Source organism: uncultured Nostoc sp. (assembly GCF_964245575.1).
Lineage (GTDB): Bacteria > Cyanobacteriota > Cyanobacteriia > Cyanobacteriales > Nostocaceae > Nostoc.
In genome coordinates this window covers 1-16,670 of record NZ_CAXTNP010000182.1, presented here as the reverse complement: position 1 = coordinate 16,670, position 16,670 = coordinate 1, and the positions used below count along the sequence as shown (strand labels likewise).

The window sequence follows — 16,670 nt, the reverse complement described above, 5'->3', positions numbered from 1 at the left end:
GTTACGAACAATGGTGTTTATAATATTTTTATCCAGAAACTTTAGTTAAATTAGAGATGATAAATGTCTTCTAGAAAAACTTATAGGGAAAAACAGCAGTGAGTAATTACTTCGGCAATTGCTCACTGCTGCTCATTTACAACCTGGTAAATCTACAAACTGAGTATTTGGTAATTGAGGTAATTTGGCTTGCAACTAGCAATAGTAACGTAAGCCAAACAAGCATCGTAGTCACCAAATATAAGACTTATTTAGCCAGCCATTCCTTCTAATGTTTGCAGTATTTGGTTCTAAGCTACTTTACAACGCTGTACTTCTCTCCAAGCACGAGGAGTATTTTTATAAGAAATGCGAAACTGACAATAAAAATGATTAATATTTTGATAGCCTACTTTTAAAGCAATCTGTTCAACGGACTCGTTAGTTTCTAAAAGCAAGGTGCTTGCTTGCACTATCCGGCGCTCGATAATCCAATTATTGACCGTTTTTCCAGTAAGATGTCGCACTAAGTCGGTTAAGTAAGCTGAGGAATAACCGACTGCTTGAGCTACTTCTTTCAGACTAATACTTTGATGATAATTTAATTCAATGAACTCAAAAACCTCACGGAGTCGAGGAATGGATGGAAATATGGACTCTTGAGTATTTGATTTTTTCCTTTCGGTGGTAGTAGACAAGTTCTCCTGTTTTAGATGAACACTAACAAGACCATTTTCTGTAATAATCACCTCAAACCCTGCTGTTTCTAAGCATTTAATTAAGAGGTTTTGGCTTTCAGGATTAGCGTCATTTACTAAAATATTGGTCATTTTTTCTCCTAAAATTTAATATATTTATCCCGTTTTTTGTGGCTTTAAACCCTCGTAAATTGACAGATGTATTGTTACTAATGTAATATCTATTAACCCAGTTTTCTGCGCGAATACTACTCATACCCTTGATCTAAATAATTTGTTTTACCAATATTTCGGGTATCTACTTTCGTGGGTAAAATTATTATAGAGAAGCGCAACAAGGATTAAAATTATTGCTCCAAAAAGAGTAGGAAACAGCAGAAAAGTCCATACTGGTTTTGTCAGGTAAATAATAACTGGATTGGAGCCTGCTGGTGGGTGAGTTGTTCGGGTAAGCATCATCACAGAAATGGCACTACCAACAGCTATAGCAACTGACCACCACGTTGCTCCAAAAAGCTTCAGACATACTAAACCAATAAAGGAACTCAAAAAATGACCTGCGAGCACATTTCGCGGTTGTGAAAAGGGTACATCTGGAAACCCAAAAACCAAAACGCAGGACGCTCCAAAAGAGCCTAGTACAAGTGCTACAGAAAATGTATTGCAGAGAAGCGCGATCGCACTGATTGCCAGAAATCCTCCTAACCAAGCAAGTATTATTGCTCTAGCCGAATGCTTAGGAGGTAGTTTAGTATTATCTCCTTTTAGCTTATAAAAGAAATTGATCCAAGACGCTGCTTTTCTGGTGCTACCAGTATCGCTGTTTGATTGCCTAAGCATAGACATTCACCTCAAATTGTTAAGGAATTTGCACAGACTGGTCTGTCTAATAGGGTTAAAAAAATAAATGGTTAACTAATTAACCGCTTAACTGCTTCTCGTGCAGCTTGAATAGCTCGTGTTGATCTATGAATTTGACTCTCAGTAATTGCTCCTTCAAACAGAACATAGATGAAATCCGCAAGCATTACTGTATTATTTTTCTTGGTTGAAATATTCAATCTGTCAACAAGTTGCCTAATGTAATCCTGCAAAGCATTTTTGTGATCTACAACCAAGAGCCGAATTTTACTCTCGGGTAACGGAAATTCCGAGGCGATGTTTAAGAAAGCACAACCTCTAAAGTTGCTATCAGGTAACCATCGTTCTAGAAAAGTAAACAGGCTCAACAAACGTTCTTGGTGATCTTCATAGAGTTCAACCTCTTGCTGCAACCAAGAAAACCAATTTTGATGACGCTTGTGCAAGTACGCTATACACAACTCTTCTTTAGAGGAAAAATGGTGATAAAAACTTGCTTTGGATACCCCTGCTTCGGTGATCACTTGATTGATACCAGTAACATGGTAGCCTTGCTCGTAAAACAGCCTAGATGCTGTTTGTAAGATTTTTGTACTGGAGTCACCAGATAAATTTCGTAAGCTCATAAAATAAAGATACTTTATACAGACAAGTTTGTCTAGTAGGAATCTGAATATTTTTCAATTTTCAGTGGGTAAGGCACAAGACTCGAAAAAAATTTCCCGCCGGATCATAAATATTTTAGGTATAGCGTTGATATATTAGCGCTTTTGACCTCCAGTCAAAAGCGACAGCGGAACATTTTTTATTGGATCTTCCTAAGCGCCTCCCCTACTAATAAGTCCTTGCGAACCTTGCCCGTCGCCGTCTTGGGCAAGTTGGTAAATAAAAACACTTGGGGTTGCTTATAACAAGCAAGTTGAGACCGACAAAAATGGCGCAAATCTTCTTTGGTGATGGCTTGGGAGTCTCCTACCTCCACAAAAGCCACCAAAAGGGTGTGGTTTTTCCCTAGCTCTTCGGGTGAGATCCCAATGACCGCCGCCTCTTTTACTTGTTCGTGTCGGCACAGCACATTCTCAATCTCTATGGAGGAAATGTTCTCCCAACCGTAGTCAGTTTCTATATAGATTAAGTCCTTCAGGCGGTCTCGAATCTCTAGATAGCCATCTGGATGGATAATTGCCATGTCGCCGGTGTGGAACCACCCATCCCGAAAGGCTTTTTTGGTAGCTTCCAGATTGTTGTAGTAGCCTGTCGCTACTGTATTACCTGCCACAATCACTTCCCCCAAGGTACGACCATCCCAAGGAACGTCTCGCTTTGAGGCATCGACCACTCGCAATCCCGTTCCAGCATGGATGGTTGCTACTCCTTGACAGGCACGCTTAAGGGCACGGTTTGAAGCAGGCAATGCCTGCCATTCTTCTTGCTCCTCACAGACGACGTAGGGGCCAAAGGTTTCATTTAACCCATATTGGTGGATGAAATTGACCCCCATCTCATCTAATCGTTGGATCAGGGTAGGAGCAGGAGCAGATCCCCCCGTGGTAATCGTCAGCCCTCGAAATGCTTTTTTGTCGCTAGGGGCTGATGCCAGCGATCGCACAAGGCGAGGAGCACCAGATAGGTGGGTAATCTGGTACTGGGAGAGTGCCTGACTTATATCTGCAAACCCATCCCGGATTTGATCACCTGGCAGGACAACTTGGGTGGCTCCCACGGCGACATTTGCCCAGATATGCCCCCACCCATTAACATGAAACATGGGGAGCAGCCACAGATACTTTGAGGCTCGGTTGAGTCCAATCATCAGCGCCTGCCCTAGTGCATTCAGGTAAGCGCCTCGGTGATTGCAAATTACCCCTTTTGGACGACCAGTAGTACCACTGGTAAAGTTGATGGCGAGGGGATCTAGTTCGCTGACAACGGTTTGATCCAGCCGAAAATCGCCATTTTCACCCGCCAGACAGGTTTCGTAGTCGAGGACTTCAGAATAGATTGGGTTGGCAGCGCCATTGATAACAATTACTTGTTGCAAGTGGTTAAGGGTAACCTGAGAGTCAATGAGGATTTTCTCGCTCAAGGAAGCATCCACAATCAAGACTTTCGCCTCGCAATATTCCAGCAGGGATAGGAGGTCTGGCGCTGCCAGCCAAGGATTCAGCATGACGAGCACCGCACCGATGGCTGGAATACTGAAGTGGGCTTCGATTGTCTGTTGATTATTCTGTGTTAAGAGAGCAACGCGATCTCCATACCCCACCTGGAGTCGCTTTAGCACTTGTGCCAAACAGCGAGAGCGGTGCAATAGCTCGGCGTAAGTCACTATTCCATCAGGGTAGACGATCGCGTTTCGGTTAGCAAATGCCTGACCACTGCGCTCTAAGAAAGTGGTTGGACTCAAGGGTACATAGGAATGCATAGGTTCTCTTTTAATCTGAACTGATATAGCGGTTATTAGTCTAGTGCAGTACAATAGGAAAGAGCAATTTTACTGATAACTGGTGGCGATGAAAGCCTACTCTCTCGACTTGCGTCAGAAAATTGTTGATGCTTATGCCTGCGGTGACATTTCCCAACGAAAACTGGCGAAAAACTTTGGCGTCACCTTAAGTTTTGTCCAAAATTTACTCAAACGCGATCGTGAATTGGGCACGATCGGCCCCAAGGTGCGGACTGAGCAGACGCCAACAAAATTGAATGCCGAACAGCTAGAAATCCTGCGCCAACTGGTCACAGCACAGCCCGATGCGACGTTAAGCGAATTGCGGGAACGACTTTATGATAAAACAGAGGTGTTAATTGGGGTGGCCACAGTGAATCGGATGGTTCGCTGGAAACTCAACCTAAACCTCAAAAAAAAGTCTCCACCCCACGAAAAAAGGCACTGATGAAGTCCAATTGGCCCGATTTGAGTACTGGAAACTCTTGAGGGGCATACCCGTGGAAAATCTGATTTTCTTAGATGAATCGGGGGTTAATTTGTCCTTCATTCGCAAATGTGCCCGCGCTTTATCAGGGGAACGGGCCTATGCTCCAAAGCCAAATCGCAAAGGGAGAAATGTCTCGGTGATTGGTGCTATTAGCTTGAAAGGACTGCTCACCCACTCTTTGTGGTTTAGGTTCTATCGATGCCTTGACCTTTGATGCTTTCATCGCTCAAAAGTTAGTACCCCGACTTTGGACTGGTGCAGTCGTGATCATGGATAACTGCTCGATCCATAAAAGTGATGAACTTGAAGCTTTAATCATCGCTGCTGGAGCTAGCCTCATTTATCTCCCCCCCTACTCCCCCGACTTTTCACCCATCGAGAACTGTTGGTCGAAGATTAAGAACATTCTCCGTCGCATCGGTGCAAGGACATATCCTGATTTACTCAAGGCATTAGATGCGGCATTCGCAGAAGTGACGATAGAAAATTTAGTGGGTTGGTTTACTCACTGCTGCTACTGTACTTCAGAAGACTGATAATCGCTATATAGCGATCGTGGGATATGACGAAAAACGTGCAAAATTACCCATGTTGTAAAGTTTAGTAACATAAATTCTCAAAACCTACTTGCTTGGGATGTCGGAATGTATGCCTAACCAAAACAAAGAAACTACCATTGAAGATGCTGGTAATCTGACCATAAAATCAGAGTACTTCCCACTAATGACTATCCTGAAACAGGCTTAACATTTTCGTTGCCTGAAGCAAACTCGTTCCACAAATCAGGTCGCTGCTTGACCTTGATATAACGCGTAGCCAAAATGGTGCAGCCATTGATGGAAGCCATTGTATGAAAAGTGCTTGGTGAACGAAGTATTAACGATCCGGGCAAGAACGTGACACCATTCTCTATATAATCCCCAGTTAACACTAAGACCATTTCATATCCTATATGTTCATGCAAAGCAACAAATGCGCCTGCCTCATATTTAAGAATTGCGGCATCGGGACCTTGCGGGTCTTGATCTACCAGACTAAATATTGTGTGAATTCCAACATCTTTTCTAATCTCTGGTTGATAAGGTACGAACTCAAGATCATCTGGTAAGGAAACATTTTCCATGCCCAGAAACTTAATTACCCTGTCGTTAATGGAATTGTATGGGAATGGGTTGAACTTTACTTGCCCATTGCTCATCAATTGGCCTTTTCTTGGAATTGGGGCATCACTTTTGTTTGTGTCGTTGTATCCCAATGAGGGTATTTTTGACATTTGATTGTTCTTTAACATTTGCTTGCTCTTTATTTAAATTAATTGAATCTTTCTTTGTTCTTGACTAAAAGGATGTTTGAAAAGTCAGACTTAAAACCCCGCTTCCATTCATTCCCCTCTTCAAGAGAGAGGCTTTGAAACCCCCATTTCTTCATAGAGAAGGCTTGCTCAGGGGGTTAGGTTTGGGAGCTATTGCTGTTACCAACAATACTTTTCAAACATCCTCCATTTAAGCGACGGAGAGTCTTTTATTGGCTTGGTTACGGGTTTCTAAAATGCCCTTGAGAATACCGTCATAAACTCCGGCTCTGGCTTCCAGCATCCGCATTGCACTAGAGAACACCTTTTGCAAATCAAGAGAGGTGTGTATATAGGGTCTTCCGGCAGCGAACCACCCCTCACCGTGGTCTTCATCAAGTTCGCAGTGAACGACAAAAAATTTCACCATCTCTTCACTCAAACCGCGACGGCGCAGGTGTGCCAAAACTCGGCGCTGTTGGAGGGGAATTGCCAATTCCAAAGCTCCCATCCCGCCAATGCCGTAATGAAGTCCATCAGCAAACCAGCAGAGGTTAATCTTGGTATTGAGCAAGTGGCAAGTTTCTGGGTTAACATCCTCTTCCCGCGCTCCGCCGAAGTAATCCATTAGGGGTTCAAATAAATTGGGGTGAGCCTGGGCGAAATCCCCCTGACCAAACTCGTCATGGAGATTGTGATAAAGTTCTTCGCGCATCTCAAAAGGCACAATCAGGCTGAAGGCGGCAACGTGCAGGTGAAAGCGTTGCATGTTGACTCGGTAATTGGCAAGGAAGTAGCGGACTTCTTCATCGCTCAAATCATCGCGATCGAACAGCTTAAATAGTGGATGGTGGTTGACGCGATGCTGGCTAATCCGCTCTTTTAGCCACGGCATGAAAACTTCAACGCAATCGAGTTCAATGGGGAGTTGCTCCTGGGGTAAATATTGCTGCTCAACTTGCTCAATCAGGTGGCGAAGTTCCCATTCTCTGAGGAAGCGGGGAGTTGCTAACCCAAACCCCTCTCGCATTAAGCGCAAATTCATGTCAAATAAAAGGAACTGAATTTTTTGCCAAGCCAGACCTCCTTTATTTTGAAAAGCTTCATGTGCCAAATTTTTGACTTGCTCAATGGGATATACATACTGCTTAAGCACTTCCCAGGAATTGGTCTGTACTAAGTCAGATTTGACTGATAATTTTTCAGAGTAATTCAATTTCAACATTCTCTTTCTTCCTTGGTAAAATCGATGTAAATTCCTATTTTTTAGGAACTATGGTTATCAAACTGGCATTCAGCCTCTGAGCAGAACTCAAAGGTAAATAGGGACTGCAAAGTATTCATTCAAGTATTTAACTTTAGTTCCAGGTATGAGAGGGGGTTCACTAACCTCATGACGTTATAATAATTAGTTTTTTTAAAATATGACAATACGAAAAAATCATGACTTTTCCCGGAATTAAATATTATGAAAACCTAGAAAACATTATTAATATTAGTTTGAGATTTTTGGTAAATAAAGAAGCTAAATTTCAAGCAGAAATTCTGATATCATAAATTTCACTAGGAATTAGCTTGACTAATATTTATTTAAATGGGTTTGATAATAGAAAATAAGAAAACATCATAAAAACTAAGGAATTATCTTCTGAATATAATTATTCTTTATGAGTTAAATATGAATGGCACTTTTTTAAAGCTCTAAGCTATGACAGATAAAGATTTCAAGCTTTAACCTATTGATCCGGATCGATCAGGCGATATCTTGGAGGCGCTGCGTCTACACTTGTTGAGGCAGTGCTATGGGGGGGCGATCGCTTTCTTTGAAGGTACAGAATCATGGATACAGCGATGGTGCGTGGCTTGTCCAAAAATTTTTTAGGTAGAAAAAACGAAGTTCCTTCGTGAAATACTTTCTTTGATAGAATAAGCCAACAACATAAATACTACTGTCAGTAGACTAAAAACTTTTGCGATCGCTGTGTGATGAATACCTGCCTAAATAGATTTTTGCCTAAAAACCGTGCTTTTAAATATCAGTGTTAAATGACTTAGTTGACGTAGCAACATAAGTAAAGCTAATAAATCAGCTAAAGATGTAAGAGCAGCTCTTGAACCAAAATATGGTTCTGGTGATGTGTCTGAGGATTTTGTTTCTTGAGTTGAGTGAAAATTGAGCTAGAAGAATGTCTGGTTTAGCTATGACTGTCATTTAAAAAGAAGCACGCTTTCAAGTTTTCTCTCATCTATTTACCCTTAAACAGTGAAGAGAGTTTTTACCTCAAGCTGTAGACCGCAACTATGGAGTAGGCTGTGAAGTGTACTTACCATCTGGTTGATTTTAGTTGATTTTTGAGGTTTATTGATAAGCTAATCTTATAATCTACCCAAAGCAATCAGCTTTTGTACATTTCCCCCAAAACGGTATCATACACTACTATTTTCTGGCGATGGCTACGCCCGCCGTTGGCGTTCGCGTTAGCGTCTCTGAAAGAGAAGCCTCTCGTAGAGAAGGCATCGCAAAACTTTTTAGTCTACTGACTGTGACACTGCGGGTACAAATTCTCTGGTAACAAATTTATAATACTTTTGTATAGTACATAAATACTATATACAATTTGAGTGTTTTAACCATGTTTAGCACAAGCGCGATCGCTCATGTTGCGAATAAATCAAGGTTAGGCACTTACAAGTAATAAAATGCTATGAGCCTAGCTTTCGCCTGGAGGGCGAAAGCGCCAAAATCTCGTCGTTTTGGCAACAATATCCTTGAAACGGCGCTTGTGTTTTATTTTTTGGATCTCCCTTATGCCAAGCGCCTGAAACGGATATTTGCTTAATACACATTATGGTTAATTTGTATAGTCTGTAAGTCCTAATTTATTTAGTCAAAGTTTGAGATTGCCTTTTAAACAGCTATTACCATCCTCAGTATAATAATTAGGGGGAATTTAAATCACTTTGAGGTATGAACTCAACATTTACTTACGAAGAAGCACTGGAATTTGCACATCAATTATTAAGTATAAAAAGTAACAACCTCTTAACTGATTTAGAAGAGAAAATATTCAGGGGTTGTTGGGAAGATAGGGATTATGTGGACATTGCTGAAACACTTGGATACTCTACTGGTCGTATTACTGAGGTTGGGAGTCAGTTATGGAGCAAGCTGTCAACAGCTCTGGGAGAACGAATTAGTAAAAAAACTTTTCGGCAACCATTGCGAAGGGAATGGGAAAAGCAATATCCTACAAGTAAAACTAGATTATCTGAATTTTTAATAGCTCCACAATCTCTGAAGGATGCCTTAAATCACGATTTTGATTATTATGTAGAGCGCCCTTTGATTGAACAACACTGTTTATTGGAGATTTTGAAGCCAGGATGTCTTTTACGAATTAAAGCCCCTTGGCAGACTGGAAAAACAGAATTAGTTTCAAAACTTATGTATCATATTGCACAAAAAGGATATCAAACAGCAGTTTTTAATCTCCGAGACGCAACAAAAGAAGATTTTGAAAATTTGGATAAATTCTTACAGTGGTTCTGTACTCTACTTGCTAACAGGCTAGAGTTAATTTACTCAGTAGAAGAGCATTGGCACAAAAGCCTTGGTAATAGCAAGATTAAATGTCGAAATTATTTTGAGAAATATTTGTTAGTAGGAGATAGCCCTTTAATCTTGTGTTTAGATGAGGTAGACCGAATATTTCCATATCGAGAAATCGCCAGTGAGTTTTTGGGAATGTTGCGAACTTGGCATGAAGACTCTAAAACTCGCCAACTATGGCGGCAATTCCGGCTAATTATCGCACATTCGGAAGTATATACTGAGGTCGATATCAATCAGTCACCGTTTAATGCTGGATGTGAGATAACATTAACAGACTTTAATCAAGAGCAAGTGTTATATTTAGCACAACAATATAAACTGGATTGGAATATGACTCAAGTTGTACAGCTTATGGCTATGATTGGAGGACATCCTTTTCTGGTGAATGAAGCTTTCAAAAAAGTGGCACAACTTGGTATGACGTTTGAAGAACTACTGCAAATATCTCATAAGACATGGGGAATTTATTATTACCACCTAGAACGGCACTGGAGAAATCTGCAATCCAATCCGGAATTGGCTGATGCTTTTCAAAAGATAGTCTTGGCAAGTACCGCAGTAGAATTCCATTCAGGATTAAATCAAAGCATTATAGTAAAGTTAAACGATTTGGGGTTAGTTAAACTGTTAAGTAATGGTGTAATACCACGTTATGAATTATATCGGCACTATTACCGAAATCGCTTTCAAAATAGCTTATGAGTGCAACATCTAACAAGAGTAACTCTTATCAAGTAGGGGGGAGTTTACCAGAATTTGCTTCCACCTATGTAGTCCGACAAGCAGACTCTCAACTGTATGAAGGATTAAAGACTGGTTCCTTGTGTTACGTGTTAAACTCACGACAAATGGGTAAATCAAGTTTGCGGGTAAGAACAATGCGAACCCTCCAAAAAGAAGGATTTACTTGTTGTGCAATTGAAATGAGGGATATTTGCAGTTATGAAGTAACGCCAGATGAATTTTTTGGCGGTTTTTTTAGCCTGATAGTAAGTGGATTAAATTTAGAAGTCGATCCAGCAGATTGGTGGTATAAGTATCAATATATTCCTTGCTCGCTACGTTTAAGTAAGTTTATTGAAGAAGAACTATTAGAGAAAAATTTTCAAAATCTAATTCTATTTGTCGATGAAATTGATAATGTTTTAAATTTAAAATTTAAAGATGATTTTTTTGCTTTTATTAGTAGTTGTTATAATAAACGTGCTTTGCAGCCCAAATATAATCGTTTTACCTTTGCATTGCTAGGAGTAACAGCGCCCTTAGATTTAATTGAAAATATCCAAAATACACCTTTTAATATTGATAGTCAAGCTATTGAATTAACTGGTTTTCAGTTAGAGCAAGTTATGCCTCTGGAGCAAGGATTGGTTGGTGTAGTTAACAATCCTAAAGCAGTTTTAAAAGAGGTTTTAAAATGGACCGATGGGCAGCCGTTCTTAACACAATGGTTGTGTCAACTGGTTTGCATTAATCCCTTTAAGCTTCCTTATGCAGATAGTGAGATAGAGTGGGTAGCTGAAATTGTACAAAAGAAAATAATTGAAAATTGGTGGGTGCAAGATCGGCAACAGCATTTAAAGACAATTGGCGAACGTGTAATCAGCAATGAAAAACGTAACTGCCGATTACTAGGGCTGTATCAGCAAATTTTACGCTTTCAGGAAATCCAGAGTGACGACAGTTCTGAACAGATGGAATTGCGTCTATCTGGCTTAGTAGTCAAGCGTGGTGACAAGCTAAGAGTTCAGAACCGCATTTACAAATCTGTTTTTAATGAAACTTGGATAGAGAAAGAGTTAGCAAATCTACGTCCGTATGCAGAAGCAATTTCAGCTTGGGAAGCTTCCGAATACCAGGATTATTCATATCTTTTACGTGGACAATACTTACGTAATGCCCAAGTATGGGCAGTAGGTAAAAGTTTAAGTGATTTGGATTATCAGTTTTTCAGCGCCAGCCTTGAGTTGAATAAGCAAGATATTCAAATTGCTTTAGATGCAGAGAAAGAAGCGAGTCAGATATTAAGTGAAGCTTATAACACGTTGATGAGGGCACAACAAAAAGCTCAACGGATAATTCGCTCAGGACTTGGCGCACTCTTAATTATATTTATTGTGATAGTAATGTTGCTGAAATGGGCAGATATCCAGCTAAATGAAGCAAAGGAGCAACAAAAGTTAGCAGAAGTCGCAGCACTGAATGCAACATCTATAGCTCTTTTACGCTCAGATGATCAGCTTGGAGCATTAATACAAAGTGTCAAGGCAGTTAAAGAATTAGCCAATGTCAAAGCTCTACCTGATGTTCAAAATAAAACTGTGGATACGCTAAGAAATATAATAGTCAATAACGTCCAAGAGCATAACCGCCTGGAAGGGCATAAAAATTTGATAAATAAAATCAGTTTTAGTCCTAATGCTCACCTTTTGGCTTCAAGCAGTAAAGATAATACTGTCAAAATTTGGGAGAGTGACGGCAGTTTGCTTCATACATTAGAGGGACACGAGAAGGGAGCCACTAGTCATAGTTTCAGCCCTAATGGTAAATTCTTAGCTTCTACCAGTGGTGACGGCAAAATTATGCTGTGGCGGATTGACGGTTTTTTACTTAAAACCTTCAATGGGCAAAGTGGTTGGATTAGTGATATCAGTTTCAGTCCTGATAGTCAGATATTAGCGACTGCTGCTGTAGACAAAACCGTCAAACTTTGGCGACTTGACGGTACCTTGCTCAATACCCTTGAAGATCATAAAAACTGGATTACTAGTGTCTGTTTTAGTCCTGACAGTAAGATACTAGCCTCAGCTAGTGCTGATGGTACTGTTAAACTTTGGCACCCCGATGGCACTTTAATTAAAACATTGACAGATCATAAAGATATAGTCTTTCAAGTCAGTTTCAGTCCTGATGGTCAGGTGTTTGCAACCGCAAGTGCAGATAAATCCGTCAAACTCTGGCGACATGATGGCACTTTGCTTAAAACCTTGAATGGTCATACAAGTTCAGTTTTAAGTGTAAATTTCAGCCCTAATGGTCAGATATTAGCTTCATCTTCTAGTGACAACACGATCAAACTTTGGGATGTAAGCACAGGCAAAGTTACCAAAACGCTCATCGGGCATCACGATTCAGTCTATAGTGTTAGTTTCAGTCCAGATGGTAAGACTTTAGCTTCATCTTCTGGTGACAAAACTGTCAGACTTTGGCAGTTTGACAGCACCTTGTTTGAAAATCTCCCAAGTTATGAAAATATAGTTTACAGTGTGAGTTTTAGCCCTGATGGTCAGATAATTGCCTCAGCTAATGCCGATTACACTATCAAACTTTGGCGGCGTGATGGTACTTTACTTCAAACTTTGGAAGATCATAAGGATAAAGTTAATGATGTAAGTTTTAGCCCAGATAGTGAATTGATTGCTTCAGCAAGTCAGGACAACACTATCAAACTTTGGCAGCGCGATGGTACTTTACTTAAAACTTTAAGCTATCCTACAACTGAAGTTCATGAAGTCAAGAGCGTCAGTTTTAGCCCCGATGGTGAATTGATTGCCTCTGCTCATGATGACGACACAATCAAGTTATGGGGACGTAATGGTACTTGGCTCCAAACTTTAAATGCCCATAAGGCTCAAGTTAATAAAGTCAGTTTCAGTCCAAATGGTAAAATCCTTTCTTCAGCCAGTGATGACAACACCATCAAACTTTGGCGACGAGATTTAAATCTAGGCAGATTCCAAAATCACCCATACAAAACTTTGCAAAGCCACAAAAGTGGAGTCAATGATGTCAGTTTCAGCCCAGATGGTCAGCTCATTGTCTCGGCTAGTGATGACAACACTATCAAACTTTGGCAAAACGATGGCACTTTACTCCAAACTCTACAAAGTCATGAAGCTAGAGTCAATAGTGTCAGTTTCAGCCCAGACAGCAAGTTGATTGTCTCAGCTAGTGACGATTACACTATCAAACTTTGGCAGAGGGATGGCACCTTACTCCAAACTCTGCAAAACCATAAAGATGGAGTTTATGATGTCAGTTTCAACCCAGATGGTAAATTGATTGCCTCGGCTAGTGCTGATGATACCATAATTTTGTGGAATTGGCAGTTTTTGCAAGCTTTAGATCTAGAGCGTCTGCTTAAATATGGTTGCAATTGGCTGAGGGATTATCTAAAGACTAATCCCAATATTCAAGAAAATCACTTTCTGTGCAATGATTGAAGTAACTATTTAGAACCCATTTTCAGCCAGCTAGAGAGGATAATTATGTCAAAAATCTGGGAAGCCTTTGACGAAATATTCAGCAAAGAGCAGTTGAGCGACGAAGTAAAGAAGCGCTTGTTGGCAAGACTTATCTCAACTATTTCACAAGCGTTTAATCAGGTATTGAGTGAAGAGCAGTTGAGCGACGAAGTAAAGAATAGTCTGCTTTCAACACTTACCTTAGATATAGAATCCGGCATTATCGAAGAGCAACCCAATCAAAATCCTCTTGGGCTTGACGATTCATCAAGACCTATTCAAAAAGGTCAATCAGAAAAAGGTCAATCACAAACTCAAGGCAGAGACACAAAAGTGCAGTAAACCAGGGCAAACGCGTCTAAATTACTCTTGATTACAATCAAGGTTAAGAACCAATGAAAAAATCAGTATTTCTCGTTTAGTTTAGTTTCCAAGACTCAAAGCTACGCCTAAATCTTTAGCAATAAACATACGTTAATGAGATCGCTTTTGCCTCTATTGAGAATAGACTGGTTTTGTTGACATGATGCGTTTGCCCTGCATGCTAGGCTTTTATTGATTGATGTGCCGAAAACAAAAAGAGGTATGATACCAATACGGTTTGGTTAAAGGGAAAAGGTTTTGAATACATCCAAATTCCTTTTCCCCTTAACCTTTCCCCAGACCATAAGGAAAGTGAATAATGCTTATCCGAACCGTATTGAGTATCTATGGTACAATTTTTGACAACACTGCATCTCTCTTCTGAGCTTTGCTTAACAAGCTTGAAGCATTGAAACCCCGTAGTAACTTAAAAGCAAGACCTTTACGAGACCCAAGGTAACAATCACCAAGTATCAATAAACGGTTTTATGTCGTCGTTCTTCCTACTGTCTTTTAGAAGCAACGTATCTTTGCTTGAAGAATCAGCAAAAGAAGTTTTTGTAAGTTCGCCCCTAGTTACATTAAAATTTTTCAATCTAACTCCCGGATTACTGACTGCTATAAAAACACTAGCTGCTAATGGTGCAACTGAAGAAGATTTTAGTGATATAGTGCGAAAAATAGACGGAGATTTTGCACTTCCTAAGTTTTATAACTACCTGAAAAAATTTAATGATTGGTCTATGATTTCTCACACACTTCTTGAGGAGAGAAATCCAATAGCAACAATTGTACCTATCTCGCGTTACTATCAATTCCATCTCAAAGAAGTGAAGCCAGAGCAAAAATATGTTTTATCACGCTTCGCTTATTGCCGTAAATATCAAGAGCAATTAGTTTTGGAATCTCCTTTGTCTTATGCACAGATAGTTTTAAAATATTGGTCTACTACTACAATCATCAATGAACTTGTTAAGCCTCAAAATTATCTTGAACTTGAGCAAAAAATATCTGGAATTTCAGAAGATACAATTAAATTATTTTTGGGTTTACTTATAAGCACTGAATTTATTTCCGAAGCAGATGAAGATGGAAAGATTCATGAAGAAGATAATGTTACACTTCTTCAATGGAGCTTTCACGACCTTCTTTTTCATGCTAGAAGTAGATTAGGTAGACATATTAATTATTATAGAAAAAGCACTCCATTACTGAGTGAGGCTAAACCGCATTCTGTGGTCAAGCCAAAAATGTCCAATGATACGATTGATTTGTATAAACCAGATATTGAAAAACTAAAGGAAACAGATTTCCCCTTTACCTTAGTACAAGAAAAAAGAAAGTCTATTAGGAGTTATGCTGCCAAGCCTATAACTGATAAACAGCTAAGTGAATTTCTTTATCGCTGTGCAAGAGTTAAAAATATTATTCAAACTGATTATGGTGAAATTAGCAGCCGACCTTACCCAAACGCAGCAGCAGATTATGAATTAGAACTATATATAACCATAAATAACTGTGAAAATATTCTTCCAGGTCTTTATCATTATTGTCCCAGAGAACATCAACTTTGTAAATTATCTGATAACAATAACTATGTTGAAGCCCTTTTACAAAAAGCAAGTGAAGCAGTAAGACAAAGTAAAGAAAGTTTGCAGGTACTAATTACAATTGCTGCTCGTTTTCCTAAACGAAGCTGGCAGTATGAGGCTAATGCTTATGCTCTTACACTAAAGCACGTAGGTATTTTAACTCAAACAATGTATTTAGTCGCAACGGCTATGGATTTAGCTCCTTGCGCTATTGCATATGGAGATGCTGATTTATTTGCAGCAGCAGTGGGAACAGATTATTATGCCGAAACATCTGTGGGGGAATTTATTCTGGGCAGTAAGCAAAGCGATTAGAGCGGCAAATAAACACCATACTAGCTTTATTTTGGCGCATTTAGCTTGTCCAATCGCTAAGAACTTTTGAACCCAAGATGCCAATTGTTTCTGGTAAACATCTTGAAAACTGAACTGTTTGCCGTACCAGAAAACAGATTATGTCAAACGACAGTACATTGGTAATTTAGGAAAATCGAGAATAAAATAGTCGCAGTCACAGCCAGGGTTAGCGCGTCTCAAACCCTATTGACAAGAGGACTTGCTTGAGCAAAGTGGCACTATCAGAGCTAGGGTAAGATTTAATTCATCTAGCTGCCAGATCAAATTAATGTCAACAGGATTTGAGAAGAAGAAGGGTAAAACCAAAACATCTTTTGCACTCTGCGTAGATAGCTTTGATATTATCAGAACCTATCCCACTAATAATATTTGTGCTACAAAGCTTAAGCTTATTGACAACTGAAAACTAAAAATCAAGGTTTTCAAGCACATTTTACGAAAAGCACTAGGGATTTTTAGAATAGTGGGATAGGTTCAAGTAGGTTTACGGGAAAATTTGTAAGTATGTCTGACTTTTATCGTTAAGTGTGAAAAAGCTTTTTCACAAAGGATTTTGGACAAAGCACAGCATATACCCGGATTTATCACTACATTCTCAAAGCCTTATAAAATCTAGATAGTGCGATCGCAACCTCCGCTAACATAACCTCCGACTTCTACTCTGTAATATCAACTGCGTAATCAGGGAAAACGCATCTTATTTACTAATAAAAACTAAGAGAGGTTTCAAAATGAT

General features: G+C 39.7%; 12 protein-coding genes. 6 read left to right on the top strand and 6 right to left on the bottom strand.

Annotated elements, in window-relative coordinates; translation table 11 throughout:
• Window positions 1-290: 290 nt before the first annotated feature.
• From ACFFAP_RS25025 to ACFFAP_RS25010, 4 genes are all read right to left on the bottom strand, one after another.
• Window positions 291-809, bottom strand: a complete 519-nt coding sequence (locus tag ACFFAP_RS25025) for a helix-turn-helix domain-containing protein (RefSeq protein WP_375513748.1) — start codon at window positions 807-809, stop codon at window positions 291-293.
• Between the two features lie 147 nt (window positions 810-956).
• Window positions 957-1,517 (bottom strand): HPP family protein, encoded by a 561-nt coding sequence (locus tag ACFFAP_RS25020; protein WP_375513747.1) that lies wholly within the window; start codon window positions 1,515-1,517, stop codon window positions 957-959.
• 71 nt (window positions 1,518-1,588) lie between these two features.
• A complete protein-coding gene (locus tag ACFFAP_RS25015; RefSeq protein ID WP_375513746.1) occupies window positions 1,589-2,164 on the bottom strand; it encodes a TetR/AcrR family transcriptional regulator in 576 nt (191 codons plus the stop codon).
• 179 nt (window positions 2,165-2,343) lie between these two features.
• Complete coding sequence (locus tag ACFFAP_RS25010) at window positions 2,344-3,963, bottom strand: AMP-binding protein (protein ID WP_375513745.1); 1,620 nt, start codon at window positions 3,961-3,963, stop codon at window positions 2,344-2,346.
• A gap of 88 nt (window positions 3,964-4,051) precedes the next feature.
• Here ACFFAP_RS25010 and ACFFAP_RS25005 point away from each other — a divergent pair, with 88 nt between their 5' ends.
• Together ACFFAP_RS25005 and ACFFAP_RS25000 are read left to right on the top strand one after the other, a co-directional pair.
• A complete protein-coding gene (locus tag ACFFAP_RS25005; protein WP_375513744.1) occupies window positions 4,052-4,432 on the top strand; it encodes a transposase in 381 nt (126 codons plus the stop codon).
• A 245-nt stretch (window positions 4,433-4,677) separates the two neighbouring features.
• A complete protein-coding gene (locus ACFFAP_RS25000; RefSeq protein WP_375513743.1) occupies window positions 4,678-5,010 on the top strand; it encodes a transposase in 333 nt (110 codons plus the stop codon).
• A gap of 191 nt (window positions 5,011-5,201) precedes the next feature.
• Here the strand turns inward: ACFFAP_RS25000 and ACFFAP_RS24995 are convergent, their stop codons facing one another.
• Window positions 5,202-5,765 carry a cupin domain-containing protein gene (locus tag ACFFAP_RS24995; protein ID WP_375513742.1) on the bottom strand — a complete coding sequence of 188 codons (564 nt, stop codon included), beginning with the start codon at window positions 5,763-5,765 and terminating at the stop codon, window positions 5,202-5,204.
• A gap of 211 nt (window positions 5,766-5,976) precedes the next feature.
• The gene (locus ACFFAP_RS24990) at window positions 5,977-6,990 is read right to left on the bottom strand and encodes an iron-containing redox enzyme family protein (RefSeq protein ID WP_375513741.1); all 1,014 of its coding nucleotides are present in this window, start codon (window positions 6,988-6,990) and stop codon (window positions 5,977-5,979) included.
• Between the two features lie 1,743 nt (window positions 6,991-8,733).
• Here ACFFAP_RS24990 and ACFFAP_RS24985 point away from each other — a divergent pair.
• The 4 genes from ACFFAP_RS24985 (at window position 8,734) to ACFFAP_RS24970 (ending at window position 15,892) form a co-directional block, all read left to right on the top strand.
• A complete protein-coding gene (locus tag ACFFAP_RS24985) occupies window positions 8,734-10,080 on the top strand; it encodes an AAA-like domain-containing protein (RefSeq protein WP_375513740.1) in 1,347 nt (448 codons plus the stop codon).
• A complete protein-coding gene (locus ACFFAP_RS24980; protein ID WP_375513739.1) occupies window positions 10,077-13,601 on the top strand; it encodes an AAA-like domain-containing protein in 3,525 nt (1,174 codons plus the stop codon). The genes ACFFAP_RS24985 and ACFFAP_RS24980 overlap by 4 nt, the downstream gene beginning before the upstream one ends.
• Before the next feature lie 45 nt (window positions 13,602-13,646).
• Entirely contained in the window at window positions 13,647-13,964 is a 318-nt protein-coding gene (locus tag ACFFAP_RS24975) for a hypothetical protein (RefSeq protein ID WP_375513738.1), read from the top strand.
• 509 nt (window positions 13,965-14,473) lie between these two features.
• The gene (locus tag ACFFAP_RS24970; RefSeq protein ID WP_375513737.1) at window positions 14,474-15,892 is read left to right on the top strand and encodes a SagB family peptide dehydrogenase; all 1,419 of its coding nucleotides are present in this window, start codon (window positions 14,474-14,476) and stop codon (window positions 15,890-15,892) included.
• Window positions 15,893-16,670 lie beyond the last annotated feature (778 nt).